This is a genomic window from Paracoccus pacificus, assembly GCF_042680785.1.
Taxonomy (GTDB): Bacteria; Pseudomonadota; Alphaproteobacteria; order Rhodobacterales; family Rhodobacteraceae; genus Paracoccus; species Paracoccus pacificus.
Map to the genome: position 1 here is coordinate 70166 of NZ_JBHUEN010000043.1, position 12924 is coordinate 83089.

The following is a 12924-nucleotide window of genomic DNA, read 5'->3' on the forward strand; positions in this document are numbered from 1 at the left end:
CCGCGCGATGCAGACCATACCCCGCCAGAGTGATCACGAAAACCCGAACGCCGCAGGGTCGGACGCCCGGTCCGGCCCCGATCTGGACTGGCGCGACGGGGTGATCCCGGTGGCCACGCGCTATGACGACCCGTATTTCAGCCTGTCGGGCGGCTTGGCCGAGACCCGGCACGTGTTTCTGGACGGCAACGACCTGCCGGCGCGGCTGCGGCCGGGCTTTCAGGTGGCCGAGCTTGGTTTCGGCACCGGGCTGAACCTGCTGGCGCTGGCTGCGATCGCGGATGTTCCGGTCGGATTCACCTCGTTCGAGGCCGAACCGATGGAGACGGCTCAGATTGCCCGCGCCCTGACCGCCTTTCCCGAACTTGGCCCCCTGATCGGCGCATATCTGGCCGCTTGGGGCAATGCCACCGGGCCGGTGCGGGAATTCACGCTGGGGCAGGTGACGGCGCGGATCGTGATCGGGGACGCGCGGCAGATGCTTCCGCAATGGCGGGGGGCGGCGGATGCGTGGTTCCTTGACGGCTTTTCGCCGGCCCGCAACCCCGAGCTTTGGGACCCGGCGCTGTTGCGGGCGGTCGCGACCCATACCACGCCCGGCGGCAGTTTCGCGACCTATACCGCGGCCGGGCACGTCCGCCGGGCGTTGCAGGGCGCGGGATTCGCGGTCACCCGCCAGCCCGGCTTCGGCAGCAAAAGACATATGACCACCGGAAGGCTGTCATGAACCGTCTGCCGCCGCAGCCCGTCGACCTGCCCACGACCCCGATACAGGTGCCGCCGCCGGCCAACCCCGGCAAGGCGCCGACCAACCCGCCCGTCGCGGCGATCCTGATGACCTGCCTCGTCGCGCTGATCTTTGCCATTCAGGACGGTATTTCGCGCCACCTCGGCGGCGCCTATTCACCGTTTCTGGTGGTCATGCTGCGCTATTGGTTCATGGCGGTTTTCGTGACCGTGATCGCCGCACGCTCAACCGGCGGGCTGAAGCACGCGATCCGGTCGAAGAAGCCCTGGACCCAGCTTCTGCGCGGGCTGCTTCTGGTGGGCGAGGTCGTCATCGTCGTCTTTGCCTTCGTCAAGCTGGGGCTGATCGAGACCCATGCGGTATTCGCCTGCTCGCCGCTTCTGGTATCGGCGCTGTCGGGGCCGATACTGGGCGAAAAGGTCGGCTGGCGGCGCTGGGCGGCGGTGGGGATCGGTTTTCTGGGCATTCTGGTGATCCTGAACCCCGGCGTGACCGTGTTCAGCCCTTGGGCGGTTCTGCCGCTGATCTCGGCCGCGATGTATGCGACCTATCTGCTGCTGACCCGCTATGTGGCGCGCTATGACACATCGGTCGTCAGCTTTTTCTGGACCGGGATTTCCGGGGCCATCGCGATCACGCTGATCGGTATCTGGTACTGGCAGCCGCTTTTGCCCGCCGACTGGATCTGGCTGTTGCTGCTGTGCGTCTGCGCGGCATCCGCGCATTGGCTGCTGATCCTTGCCTATGAGATGGCCGAGGCGTCGGCGCTGCAACCCTTTTCGTACCTGCAACTGGTGTTCATCGCCATCATCGGCTTTGGCGTGTTCAACGAGCCGCTGCGGATGAATGTCATCGTCGGCGCGGTGATCGTGGTGGCGGCGGGGCTGTTCACTCTGTTACGGGCGCGGCGGGCGGCGCATCAGGCATAAGCGGCACACCCTGGTTCCACGCCGCCGATGTCGCCAGATTGGCGCCCAACACGGTTCCCGGTTGCGGCAGAAGCAGGGGCGAGGCCCCCGCGCCGGGGGGCGTATCAGCCGCCGCCATGGTTGTGGTCTCGGGTTGGGTGGCGGGTGCGGCCTGAATCTCGGGTGGTATCTCGGGCTGTGGTTCAGACTGTGGATCAGGCTGCGACCCCGGCATGGCCGAGGGCAGGGGTTCCGGCGCGGCTTCGGGCGCTGCTTCGGGTATGGGCGGCGGGAAATTCGCCGGGCGCGGCGCCGGCGGCCGCGATGGCACGACGCCGCCGCCGCTCAGATCGGCGATGAGCGTGATCGGCACCGGCGCGCCCTTGATCCGGGCGCGATAGGCGGGCAGCGCCTCGGCCACCCGCATGACATAGTTCCGGGTCTCGTCAAAGGGGATCATCTCGACCCAATCGACCGGATCGGTGTTCGGATTTCGCGGATCGCCAAACTGGGTGATCCAGCGCGCCGGTCTGCCGGGACCGGCGTTATAGCCTGCGGCGACCAGCGCGATTGAGGGACCGAAGCGGTCGCGCAGCCCAGTCAGATAGGCCGAGCCGATGCGGGCGTTGTAATCGGCGCTTTCGGTCAGCATCGCGCGCTCATACGGAACGCCGAGCTTTTGGGCCATCATCCGCGCCGTATCCGGCATGACCTGCATCAGACCCAGCGCACCCGCCCCCGAGGCGACCGAGACGTTGAACTCGCTTTCGCGGCGGGCGATGGCCATGACCAGTTCCGGCGGCAGCCCGAGCGGATGGGTCTCAAGCCCGGTCAGCGGGAAATAGGCGGCGGGCCAGACCGCGCCCTTCGACGCCGCTGCCTTGGCCAGCCGCAGTGCGACATGGGGCTGTCGCCATTCCAGCGCCATGCGCGCCATGCGGGCGATGTCGTCGGGCGGGGCGGTTTCGGCCAGTTGCAGCAGGAAGCGCCGTGAAAGATCGCTGTCGCCCGCCGCGTTCGCCCAGACCGCCGCCTGCCAGACCGAACTGTTGCGCAAGGGCGTGCCACGCCATTGCGGCAGGGTTTCGACGGCACGGCCCGCGACCGCAAGATCGGGCGTCATGGCCTGGCCCAGACGTTCGGCCGCAAGCTGGCCATAATAGGTCGACTGATGCCCGGCCGCGCGCGCGAATTCGGCGTTGGCGGCGGCCTGATCGCCCGCCGCCTCAAGCGCGCGGCCCTGCCAATACAATGCGCGCGACAGGCTGATCGGCGCGCCGACCACGGTTTCCAGATGCCGGAAATGACCCAGTGCCCGGTCGTTGGCCCCGGCCCGCAGCGCGGCATAGCCCGCAAGCCATTCCAGATCGGAATATTCGGGGGCGCCGGGCGGCAGGAAATGGTTGCGCGCGATCTTCTCGGCCAGCGCCCAGTCACCGGCCCGCAGCGCGGCGCGCACGTAATCGGCGCGGGGGCCCGCCCATGCCTCGGGGCGGCCAAGGGCCTTGGCGCTGGTGGATCGCTCGATCAGCAGATCGCGGGCCAGATCGGTCATCTTGGCCTTGCGACGCCAGTTGAAGCGGTCGATCGCCAGCCCGGCATCCTGTCGCTGGGCGTCGGGCAGGGCCAGGATCAGCCCGTCCACCCCCTCGCGTCGCCCCGATTGCAGCGCGATGCGGGCATTGGCCAGTGGCGCGGCCGCGGGCGAGGCGCGGTCAAGCATCCGCTGCGCCGCCTGCCATTCGCCCCGGTCCAGAAGGGCGAACACTCGTTCCTCGTGCCATTGCAGCAATTCCGTCTGATGACGGTTGGCAAAGGCGTCCTCCTGCACGGGATCGAAGTCCATGGTCAGCCACGCCCGCTTGGCCTCGGCCGCGGCGCCCGCCTTGTCGCCCGCCGCGATCCGCGCGGCGATCAGCGCATCGGCGCCCGCCATGGTCAGCGGCTGCCTTTCGCTGAACCACGCCAGAACGCCGGGGGTCGCGGGCGTCATCCGCGCCTCGGCCCGGCGATACAGCAGGTCCATGCCCGGCCAGTCGGGGTAAGCGGCGGCGAAGGCCTGATATTCGGCAAAGCTGCCATTGCCCGCGCGCAGCCGCATCCAGTCGATCAGCGCCCGGGCGATGGGCCCCGACTGATCGGCGGCGGCGACGGCGGCGGGCCAGTCCTTGACCCCCGCATAGCCCATGGCGCGCCGCAGCGCGCCCGCGTCCTCGGCAACCGCCGGGGCGGCCGAAACCGTCGTCGCCAGCAATGCGGCGGCCAGAATGTGCCGGAAAGGATACATCATGGTCGCCAATTTGCGCGACCGCCCGGCGCGCGGCAACTCACAACCTTGGCAATTCCGGATGATATGGATAGGTTCCCGCCACCGCGCGGCGGACCGCCCGCGGCTGATCTGGAATCGCAACAGGAGCGTGTCATGTTCAAAGGGTCTCTTCCCGCCCTCATCACGCCGTTCACCCCGAACGGCGAGCTGGATACGGACACGCTGAAAAAGCTGATCGAATGGCACATCGCCGAGGGCAGCAAGGGCATCGTTCCGGTGGGAACGACCGGCGAAAGCCCGACCCTTACCCATGAGGAACACCGCGAGGTCATCCGCATCGTCGTCGAGACGGTGGCGGGGCGGGTGCCGGTGATCGCCGGCGCCGGGTCGAATTCGACCCGCGAAGGGGTGGGGCTGGTCCGGTTCGCGGCCGAGGTCGGCGCCGATGCCGCGCTGGTGGTGACGCCCTATTACAACAAGCCCACCCAGGCCGGATTGATCGCGCATTTCACCGAACTGCATGACGCGGCCGATATTCCGATTATCATCTACAATATTCCGCCGCGCTCGGTCATCGACATGTCGCCCGAAACCATGGGTGAGTTGGCGCGGCTGCCCCGGATCATCGGGGTCAAGGACGCCACCGGCAAGCTGGAGCGGGTCAGCCTGCAGCGGATCACCTGCGGCAAGGATTTCGTCCAGCTTTCGGGCAACGACGACACCGCGCTTGCCTTTAACGCCCACGGCGGCGTCGGCTGCATTTCGGTGACCGCGAATGTCGCGCCGCGCCTGTGCGCCGAGTTTCAGGACGCCACGCTGCGCGGCGATTTCGCCACGGCGCTGGAGTATCAGGACCGGCTGATGCCGCTGCATGTGGCGATCTTCGTGGAACCGGGGCTGGTCGGGGCCAAATACGCCATGTCGCGGCTTGGCCTGTGCGACGCGCGGGTTCGTCTGCCGCTGGTGCCGCTGTCAGAGCCGGCGCGCGCGCAGATCGACGCGGCGCTTGCCCATGCTGGTCTGATCTGAGCGCGGTCGGAACGGGCTGGGCCGGATCGCGCAGGGCCGGGCAGATCGCGCCGCGCAGGTCGAGCCGCGTGGGTCGGTCAAACCATCTGAATGGCGGCTGAAATGACGATCCGGGGGCGGTCTATTCGCCCCCGCGGTCGTCACGCGGCGGACCGCCGGTGACATCCTGCGCACCCGATTCGCCGAACGTCGCCCAATCTTCGCCACGGCCCGGGTCGGGCAGATCCGCGGGCGTCAGGTTGCGATGCATGTTCGCCTTGGCGATGAACAGGCTGGTCACCGGGGCGGTGACGGCGACAAAGATCGTGATCAGGATCTCGTGCCAGCTGAATTCACCCTGAATCCCCCAGAACCACGCCATCGACGCGATCAGCACCGCGCCGACCCCAAGCGTCGCGGTGTTTGACGGCCCGTGCAGCCGGGTCATCGGATCGGGCAGCTTCACCAGACCAAGCGAGCCGATCAGCCCGAAGGCGCCCCCGATCACCAGAGCCAGCGAGATAAAGATTTCGATCACCAGATCCATCGGCATCTACTCGATTATGTCGCAGCGCAGGATGAATTTGGCATAGGCCACCGTCGACACGAAGCCCATCATCGCAAACAGAAGCGTGACCTCAAAATACATCCGGGTTCCGAACAGCAGCCCGACCAGCGTCAGCAAGGCGATCATGTTCAGCGCCATGGTGTCCAGCGCCAGCACCCGGTCGGGCACGCCCGGAGAAAAGACCACCCGATACAGGCAACATAGCTGCGCGATGCCAAAGCAGCCAAAGGCGAACCAGAGGGCATAGGTGATCATGGAAAAATCTCCTTCAGCCGGGCTTCATAGCGCGATTTGATCTCGTCGATGACGGCCTGCGGGTCGGGGGCGTGCAGGCAATGGACCAGAAGCGCGTGCCCATCCTCGGACAGGTCGGCGGTCAGCGTTCCGGGGGTCAGCGTGATGGTGCTGGCCAGAACCGCGATCGCCTCGGGCGAGGTCAGGTCAAGCGGCACGGTGATCCATGCCGGGCGCAGGTTCCGGTTCGGCTTGAACAGGATGATCTGCCCGACCACGACATCGGCCTTGCAGATGTCCCACAACACGATCAGCACATATTCGATCATCCGCAACGGGTGCCTGATGCGCGGCCGGTCCGGCCAATAGGCGTCGGTGATCTGCGGCACGACGATGCCCAGAAGCACCGCGAACACTAGGCTCGCCCATGAAAAGCTGTTGACCAGCATCATCCACGTCAGAACGATCAAGACCGACAGAAGCGGATGCGGCAGCAGGCGCGTCATCATTTCGTCGCCCCCTGATTGGTCAGAACGGCGTTGATGTAATCAGCCGGGTTGAACAACTGCTCCGAGATCGCGGCCATCCAGTTCGTCACAGGTCCGGCGGCAACCGTCAGCGCCACCATCAGCGCCAGCAGCGTCATCACCGAGGCAAAGGCCAGCCACGGCGCCGGGCCCAGTGCCTGCACGTAAGAGGGTGTCCCGGCCGGATTGGCCTGTTCGGCTTCGACCTCGACATCGGATGCCCGGTCATAGGGCGCGGGCGGCGGGTTCTCGGGCGTCCAGCATTTCCAGAAAACCACCGAGCCCGCCCGGGTCATACCGACGATCGCCATCAGCGAGGTGATCAGTATCGCGCCCCAGACCCAGGGCGCGTCCGGCATGTCGCGCGTTGCGTTCAGGATCATCAGCTTGCCGATGAAACCGGACAGCGGCGGCATGCCGGCGACGGCGATGGCGGCGGCAAAGAACAGCGACGCGACCAGCCCGCTGCGACCGATCAGCGGTCGGGTGACATGCAGCCAGACATCGCCGTTTCGGCGCGCGGCGATCATGTCGACGACCAGAAACAGCATCGCCGCCGAGAATGTCGAATGCAGCAGATAGTAAAGCGCCGCTGTCGTGTCGTATTGATCGAATTGCGCGACGGCAAGCATCAGCGTCCCGACCGACCCGATGGCGGCAAAAGCCGCCTGCCGGGACAAGTTGCGGGCACCAAGCACCCCGATCATGCCGATGACCATGGTGATAAGCGCGGCCGGCAACAGCAGATCGGTCGCCATGTTCTCGATCGCGCCGTCCTGCGGAAACACCAGCGAAAAGAACCGGATGATCCCATAGATCCCGACCTTCGACATGATCGCGAACAGTGCCGCAACCGGACCGGGCGCGTTGGCATAGGTCGAGGGCAGCCAGAAATGCAGCGGCACCAGCGCCGCCTTGACCGCGAACACCAGCATCAGCAGCACCGCCCCGGTCCTCAGCAGCGCCGAATCCGAGGCCGGCATCTCGGCCACCCGGCCCGCCAGATCGGCCATGTTCAGCGTGCCGGTGACCGCATAAAGCACCCCCAGCGCGGCCAGAAACAGGGTCGAGCCGGCAAGGTTGTAGACCACATACTGAACCCCGGCGCGCAGCCGCAATCCGCCGCCCGCGTGGATCATCAGCCCATAGCTCGCGATCAGCAGAACCTCGAAAAACACGAAAAGGTTGAAGGCGTCGCCGGTCAGAAAGGCGCCGCACACGCCCATCAACTGGAACTGCCAAAGCGCGTGAAAATGCCAGCCGCGTTTGTCCCAGCCCGAGCCGATGGCGTAGAACTGCACGACCAGCGCCAGTATGCCGGTCAGCAGGATCATCAGCGCCGCAAGCCGGTCCAGAACCAGCACGATGCCGAAGGGCGCCGGCCAGTTCCCCAGCCGGTAGACCGTGATCTCGCCGTCCGCCGAGATCACGTTCAGCCAGACCGCGATGCCGATCAGGGCCGCGGTGCCAAGGGTCGAGAACACCCGCGCCAGAACGATGTCGTGACGCATCCACAGGATGATCAGCGGCGCCAGCAGCGCCGGCAGGATGACCGGGGCTATAATCCAGTGGTTCATTCGGTGGGTCCTGCGGGTTTGTCTTGCGGGGCCGCAGGCTTGCGCGGGCGGATCCGATCCGCGGGCGGCATGTCGATATGTTCGTCGTCTTCCTCGAGATACGAGCCAAGCGCCAGCATGACCAGAAGCGCGGTCATCCCGAACGAGATCACGATCGCCGTCAGCACCAGCGCCTGCGGGATCGGATCGGTATAGCGGGTGACACCATCGGTCAGGATCGGCGGGGCGTTCAGCACCAGTCGTCCGGTCACGAACAGAAACACGTTGATGGCATAGGACAGCATCGTCATGCCCAGCACGACGGCAAAGGTCCGTAGCCGCAGGATCAGATAGACCCCGGCGGTGGTCATCGCGCCGATGGCGGTGGCGACCAGAAACTCCATTATTGTCCCGCCTCCCTGACCGATTCCGTTGGGCCTTTGTGATAGATGTCCATCGGGTCGATATTCACCGACTGCCCCGCCCGCCGTGCGATCCGCGACAATGAGTTCAGCGCCAGCATCACCGCGCCGACGACGCACAGGAACACGCCCAGATCGAAGCCCATCGCGGTCGCCAGCTCGAATTTCTCAAGCGGGGGGATGCGGAAATAGCCATAGGTCGAGGTCAGGAACGGCAGGTCAAAGAACCATGCGCCGATCCCTGTGATCCCCGCCGCCACCACGCCCAGGCCGATCAGCACGTGATAGGGGACGCGCTGGCGGTCCTGCGTCCAGGCAAAGCCCGACGCCATGTATTGCATGACCAGCGACACCGACACGACCAGACCGGCGACAAAGCCGCCGCCCGGCTCGTTATGGCCGCGCAGGAAGATGAACAGCCCCACGACAAGCGAAATCGGCAGGATCAGCCGCGTCGCCACGACCAGAAGCAGCGGGTGCCGGTCGCCGGCGCGGGGCTGATCATAGACCCAGCCGCGCAACCGGCGCGAGGATGTGCCGACCAGCAGGGTCTCGGTCAGGGCAAAGATCGCAAGCGCGGCGATGCCAAGCACGGTGATCTCGCCGAACGTATCATAGCCCCGGAAGTCGACGAGGATCACGTTGACGACGTTATGGCCGCCGCCGCCGGTATAGCTGTTGGCCAGATGATAGTTCGCGATCGATTCAAACGACGAATCGCGCCGCATGATCGCATAGGCAAGCCCGCCGAACCCAAGACCGGCCAGCCCCGCCACGAAGGCCTGAAAGCCGCGCAGGCTGTCGCGCGTCTCAAGCAGCGTGCTTTTGGGCAGGAAGTTCAGCGCCAAGAGCAGCAGAACCACCGTGACCACCTCGACCGAGACCTGCGTCAGCGCCAGATCGGGGGCCGACAGATAGGCGAAACTGACCGAGACGATCAGCCCGACGATGCCGACCAGAACCAGCGCCAAAAGCCGGTTGCGATGGAACAGCAGCATACAGACCGTGCCCATCATCAGCATGATCCACGCGATCACGCTGATCGGGTCGGCGGGCAGCATCGGTCGCGTCTGCGGGCCGACCTGTCCGGTGAACCATGCCAGTGCCGCCGTCCCCATCACCGTCAGCACCAAGGCCGCCAGCGCGTTGGGCATCGATCCGTCGTGCAGCCGGTCGGTGATGCGGCGCGCGGCGCGCATCGCCCCCCACCACAGCGCATCGAACATGGTCTTTGCATCCGGGTGCGGCAGGGCCGCCCACAAGGCGCGCAGCGGCCGGTACATCAGCACGATCGCCACGCCGCCCGCGACCGCGATGATCGACATCCACAGCGCCGGGGTGAAGCCGTTCCACAGTCTCAGATGGTATTCCGGAAGTGCGGCGGCCATGCCCATGACATCGCGCGCCGAGACCGACACCAGCGGGCCGGCGATGGTCCGCGGCATCAGCCCGATCGCGACGACCAGAACCACCAGAACCGCCGGCGAGATCCACAGCCAGAACCCGGGATCATGCGGTTTTTGCGGGTAATCGTCGCGCTCGGGTCCCCAGAAGGTGAAGAAAATCAGCCGCAGCGAATAACCGACCGAGATCATCGCCCCCAGCGTCGCGAACACCGGGAATGCCCAGGCCGGTTCGTGGGCGGCATCCTCCAGCATCATTTCCTTGGACAGAAAGCCGTTCAGCGGAGGGATGCCCGCCATCGACAGCCCCGCCAGCACCATCAGCACGCAGGTCAGCGGCATCAGCCGCCGCAGACCGCCAAGACGGCGGATGTCGCGGGTCCCGACCTCGTGGTCGATGATGCCCGCACCCATGAACAGCGAGGCCTTGAAGGTGGCATGGTTGATGATGTGAAAGACGGCGGTGACCACCGCGATGGGCGTGGAAAAGCCCAGCAGCATGGTGATCAGCCCAAGGTGCGATACCGTGGAATAGGCCAGAATCGCCTTCAGATCGTCCTTGAACAGCGCGATATAGGCGCCCAATACCATGGTGATCAGCCCGGTGACCGAGACGATCCAGAACCATTCGGCGGTCCCCGACAGCACCGGCCAAAGCCGCGCCATCAGGAATATCCCCGCCTTCACCATGGTGGCCGAGTGCAGATAGGCGCTGACCGGCGTCGGCGCGGCCATGGCGTGCGGCAGCCAGAAATGGAACGGGAATTGCGCCGATTTGGTGAAGGCGCCCAGCAGGATCAGCAGCAGCGCCGGCAGGTAAAGCGGGCTCGCCTGAATCGCGGCGCGCTGGGTCAGCATCTCGCTGATCGAATAGGTGCCGGAGATCTGGCCAAGGATCAGCGCCCCGGCGATCATCGCAAGCCCGCCGAACCCGGTCACCGTCAGCGCCATGCGCGCGCCCTGCCGCCCCTCGGGCAGGTGCTTCCAGAACCCGATCAGCAGGAATGAGGAAAGCGAGGTGATTTCCCAGAAAATCAGCAAAAGCAGGATGTTGTCCGACAGCACGATGCCCATCATCGCGCCCTGGAACAGCATCAGATAGGTATAGAACTGACCGGCCGGGTCTTTGCGGGACAGGTAAAACCGGGCGTAGATGATGATCAGCAGCCCGATCCCAAGGATCAATGTGCCGAACAGAAGGCCCAGCCCGTCGACCCGGAAATCGGCGCTGAGCCCCAGCATCGGAACCCAGTTCAACTGGCTGACGACGGGTCTTCCGGCAATGATCTCGGGCGCATCCAGCCATAATCCGATCAGCGCGGCCAGTGTGGTCGTCCCACAGGAAATCGCTGCGGCCGAGCGTCCAGAACGGACCAGAAGGCCGGGTAACAGGGCACCGATAAACGGCAGGAGTGCGATCAAAATCGGCGGCATGAACTCTTTCACAGTCAGTTTGACCAGATGTTTCGGATCGGGGTGGGGGTGTCAAGCAAATCTGCCTGACATTGCGACCCTTTTTTGACGCGAAACCGGGTCAGGTTGTCGCAGGACGGCCGCGCCAGTCGCCCAGAGCCGCCTGCCACAGGCTGATCGCGGCGACCGCGGCGGTGTCGGCGCGCAGGATGCGCGGACCAAGGCTGACCGGATCGACAAACGGCAATTGCGCCAGCCGCGCGCGCTCGGCCGCCGAAAAGCCGCCCTCGGGGCCGATCAGGATCGCCCAGGGCCCGGCGGGCAGCCCGGCGAGCGTCTCGGCCGGTCCGGCGCGCGATTCGTCGGCCCAGAGGATCCGCCGCGCCGGGTCCCAACCGTCCAGAAGCCGGGAAAGGCTGGTCAGATCGGTGACGGCGGCCACGAAATTCCCGCCGCATTGTTCGGCCGCCCCGATGGCATGGGCCTGAAGTCGGTCCTGCCGGATGCGTTCGGAATTGGTGTGGTCGGTCTGGACGGGCAGGATTCGCGCCACGCCAAGCTCGGCCGCCTTTTCGACGATGAAATCGGTGCGCGCCTTCTTGATCGGCGCGAAGATCAGCCACAGGTCGGGCGGGTTTCGTTGCGGGGCGGATTGGCTTTGGCACAGCAATTCGCCATTGCGCTTGCCGGCTTTCTGCACGGTCGCGGACCAACTGCCGTCGCGGCCGTTGAACAGCTCGACCGACGCCCCGACCTCAAGCCGCATCACCGCGAAAAGGTAATGCGCCTGCGGCCCGTCGACCGCCACCGCTTGCATGGGGCCAAGCGGACGATCAAGATATAGTCTGACATTCGCCATGAAGTGGTCCTGTAGTCGAAGATGCAACCTGCCCGTCCCGTGGCCCCGGCGCAAGTCGCCGATGCGCCCGCCGATAATCTGGTCGATCTTTACGCGCCCGAGGCGTGGAAACCATGGCTGCGCCTGTCGCGCGCCGACCGGCCGATCGGGACATGGCTGTTGCTGCTGCCCTGCTGGTGGGGTCTGGCGCTGGCGATGATGGCGACGGGCCGGGCCGGGCTGTTCGACCTGTGGATCGCGCTGGCCTGCGGGATCGGCGCGTTGGTCATGCGGGGCGCCGGCTGTACCTGGAACGACATCACCGACCGCGACTTTGACGCGCGGGTCGCGCGCACCAGATCGCGGCCGATTCCCTCGGGTCAGGTCAGTGTCAGGGGCGCGTTCCTGTGGCTCGGGGCGCAACTGGTGACGGGCGCGGTGATCCTGCTGACGCTGGGATGGTCGGCGATCATCTGGGGGGTGGCTTCGCTCGGGCTGGTCGCGATCTATCCTTTCGCCAAGCGGTTCACTTGGTGGCCGCAGGTCTTTCTGGGCTTCGCCTTCAACTGGGGGATTTTCGTCGCATGGGCGGCGCATGGCGCGCCGTTCGGCGCGGCGCCGCTGCTTTTGTGGCTGTCGGGGATCGCGTGGACGCTGTTCTATGACACCATCTATGCCCATCAGGACATTCAGGACGACGCGCTGATCGGCGTGAAATCCACCGCCCGCCTATTCGCGGAAAAGACGCCGGGCTGGCTCGCGGTATTCGGCGGACTGTCCGTCCTGCTGATGCTGGCCGCGATTCTGGTCGTCCCGGCGGGGGGCGCGCTGGCGCGGTTGCTTTCGCTTGCCGCGCCTGTCGGTTTTAGCCTGCACCTGTTCCGGCAATGGCGCCGATTCGAGATCGGAAACGACGCCGGATTGATCACGCTGTTCCGTTCCAACCGCGACGCTGGCGTGATCGTGACCCTGTTTCTGACACTTGCGGCGTTGGCGTGATTGCGAAATCCGCTTTCCGGGCGTAGGAAAC

At 65.9% G+C, this 12924-nt stretch carries 12 protein-coding genes; 4 read left to right on the top strand and 8 right to left on the bottom strand.

All coding sequences use genetic code 11. The annotated features are described in order from the left end of the window. The first annotated feature begins 7 nt into the window (after window positions 1–7). Window positions 8–727 (top strand): tRNA (5-methylaminomethyl-2-thiouridine)(34)-methyltransferase MnmC2, encoded by a 720-nt coding sequence (gene mnmC2 / locus ACFSCT_RS12800; RefSeq protein WP_379143316.1) that lies wholly within the window; start codon window positions 8–10, stop codon window positions 725–727. After that, window positions 724–1677: a DMT family transporter gene (locus tag ACFSCT_RS12805; RefSeq protein ID WP_379143318.1), complete on the top strand. Its 954-nt coding sequence runs from the start codon at window positions 724–726 to the stop codon at window positions 1675–1677. Before mnmC2 ends, ACFSCT_RS12805 begins: the two co-directional genes overlap by 4 nt. Here the strand turns inward: ACFSCT_RS12805 and ACFSCT_RS12810 are convergent. Next, the gene (locus tag ACFSCT_RS12810) at window positions 1637–3946 is read right to left on the bottom strand and encodes a lytic transglycosylase domain-containing protein (RefSeq protein WP_379143320.1); all 2310 of its coding nucleotides are present in this window, start codon (window positions 3944–3946) and stop codon (window positions 1637–1639) included. The genes ACFSCT_RS12805 and ACFSCT_RS12810 overlap by 41 nt on opposite strands. A 132-nt stretch (window positions 3947–4078) precedes the next feature. Between ACFSCT_RS12810 and dapA the strand changes: the two genes are divergently transcribed. Next, the gene (gene dapA, locus ACFSCT_RS12815; protein WP_379143322.1) at window positions 4079–4954 is read left to right on the top strand and encodes a 4-hydroxy-tetrahydrodipicolinate synthase; all 876 of its coding nucleotides are present in this window, start codon (window positions 4079–4081) and stop codon (window positions 4952–4954) included. Window positions 4955–5075: 121 nt separating this feature from the next. Here dapA and ACFSCT_RS12820 read toward each other — a convergent pair whose 3' ends face one another. The 7 genes from ACFSCT_RS12820 to ACFSCT_RS12850 form a co-directional block, all read right to left on the bottom strand. Next, window positions 5076–5486: a Na+/H+ antiporter subunit G gene (locus ACFSCT_RS12820; protein ID WP_379143323.1), complete on the bottom strand. Its 411-nt coding sequence runs from the start codon at window positions 5484–5486 to the stop codon at window positions 5076–5078. After that, window positions 5487–5756, bottom strand: a complete 270-nt coding sequence (locus ACFSCT_RS12825) for a K+/H+ antiporter subunit F (RefSeq protein WP_379143325.1) — start codon at window positions 5754–5756, stop codon at window positions 5487–5489. Beyond that, entirely contained in the window at window positions 5753–6244 is a 492-nt protein-coding gene (locus ACFSCT_RS12830) for a Na+/H+ antiporter subunit E (RefSeq protein WP_379143326.1), read from the bottom strand. The genes ACFSCT_RS12825 and ACFSCT_RS12830 overlap by 4 nt, the downstream gene beginning before the upstream one ends. Beyond that, window positions 6241–7839, bottom strand: coding sequence for a monovalent cation/H+ antiporter subunit D (locus ACFSCT_RS12835; RefSeq protein WP_379143328.1), 1599 nt, complete (start codon window positions 7837–7839; stop codon window positions 6241–6243). Before ACFSCT_RS12835 ends, ACFSCT_RS12830 begins: the two co-directional genes overlap by 4 nt. Beyond that, complete coding sequence (locus ACFSCT_RS12840; RefSeq protein WP_379143329.1) at window positions 7836–8222, bottom strand: Na+/H+ antiporter subunit C; 387 nt, start codon at window positions 8220–8222, stop codon at window positions 7836–7838. Before ACFSCT_RS12840 ends, ACFSCT_RS12835 begins: the two co-directional genes overlap by 4 nt. Continuing rightward, window positions 8222–11077: a monovalent cation/H+ antiporter subunit A gene (locus tag ACFSCT_RS12845; RefSeq protein ID WP_379143331.1), complete on the bottom strand. Its 2856-nt coding sequence runs from the start codon at window positions 11075–11077 to the stop codon at window positions 8222–8224. The genes ACFSCT_RS12840 and ACFSCT_RS12845 overlap by 1 nt, the downstream gene beginning before the upstream one ends. Before the next feature lie 100 nt (window positions 11078–11177). After that, window positions 11178–11915 carry a 16S rRNA (uracil(1498)-N(3))-methyltransferase gene (locus tag ACFSCT_RS12850; protein ID WP_379143332.1) on the bottom strand — a complete coding sequence of 246 codons (738 nt, stop codon included), beginning with the start codon at window positions 11913–11915 and terminating at the stop codon, window positions 11178–11180. A 21-nt stretch (window positions 11916–11936) separates the two neighbouring features. On the opposite strand from ACFSCT_RS12850, the gene ubiA reads away from it, so the two are divergent. Continuing rightward, on the top strand, window positions 11937–12893 hold the full coding sequence (ubiA, locus tag ACFSCT_RS12855) for a 4-hydroxybenzoate octaprenyltransferase (protein WP_379143334.1): 957 nt from the start codon (window positions 11937–11939) through the stop codon (window positions 12891–12893). The last annotated feature ends 31 nt before the right edge of the window (window positions 12894–12924 follow it).

Excerpts from the sequence above, each read along its gene's own strand:
- mnmC2 (WP_379143316.1), top strand. The coding sequence starts at position 8 with ATGCAGACCATACCCCGCCAGAGTGATCACGAAAACCCGAACGCCGCA.
- ACFSCT_RS12805 (WP_379143318.1), top strand. The coding sequence starts at position 724 with ATGAACCGTCTGCCGCCGCAGCCCGTCGACCTGCCCACGACCCCGATA.
- ACFSCT_RS12810 (WP_379143320.1), bottom strand. The coding sequence starts at position 3,946 with ATGATGTATCCTTTCCGGCACATTCTGGCCGCCGCATTGCTGGCGACG.
- dapA (WP_379143322.1), top strand. The coding sequence starts at position 4,079 with ATGTTCAAAGGGTCTCTTCCCGCCCTCATCACGCCGTTCACCCCGAAC.
- ACFSCT_RS12820 (WP_379143323.1), bottom strand. The coding sequence starts at position 5,486 with ATGCCGATGGATCTGGTGATCGAAATCTTTATCTCGCTGGCTCTGGTG.
- ACFSCT_RS12825 (WP_379143325.1), bottom strand. The coding sequence starts at position 5,756 with ATGATCACCTATGCCCTCTGGTTCGCCTTTGGCTGCTTTGGCATCGCG.
- ACFSCT_RS12830 (WP_379143326.1), bottom strand. The coding sequence starts at position 6,244 with ATGATGACGCGCCTGCTGCCGCATCCGCTTCTGTCGGTCTTGATCGTT.
- ACFSCT_RS12835 (WP_379143328.1), bottom strand. The coding sequence starts at position 7,839 with ATGAACCACTGGATTATAGCCCCGGTCATCCTGCCGGCGCTGCTGGCG.
- ACFSCT_RS12840 (WP_379143329.1), bottom strand. The coding sequence starts at position 8,222 with ATGGAGTTTCTGGTCGCCACCGCCATCGGCGCGATGACCACCGCCGGG.
- ACFSCT_RS12845 (WP_379143331.1), bottom strand. The coding sequence starts at position 11,077 with ATGCCGCCGATTTTGATCGCACTCCTGCCGTTTATCGGTGCCCTGTTA.
- ACFSCT_RS12850 (WP_379143332.1), bottom strand. The coding sequence starts at position 11,915 with ATGGCGAATGTCAGACTATATCTTGATCGTCCGCTTGGCCCCATGCAA.
- ubiA (WP_379143334.1), top strand. The coding sequence starts at position 11,937 with ATGCAACCTGCCCGTCCCGTGGCCCCGGCGCAAGTCGCCGATGCGCCC.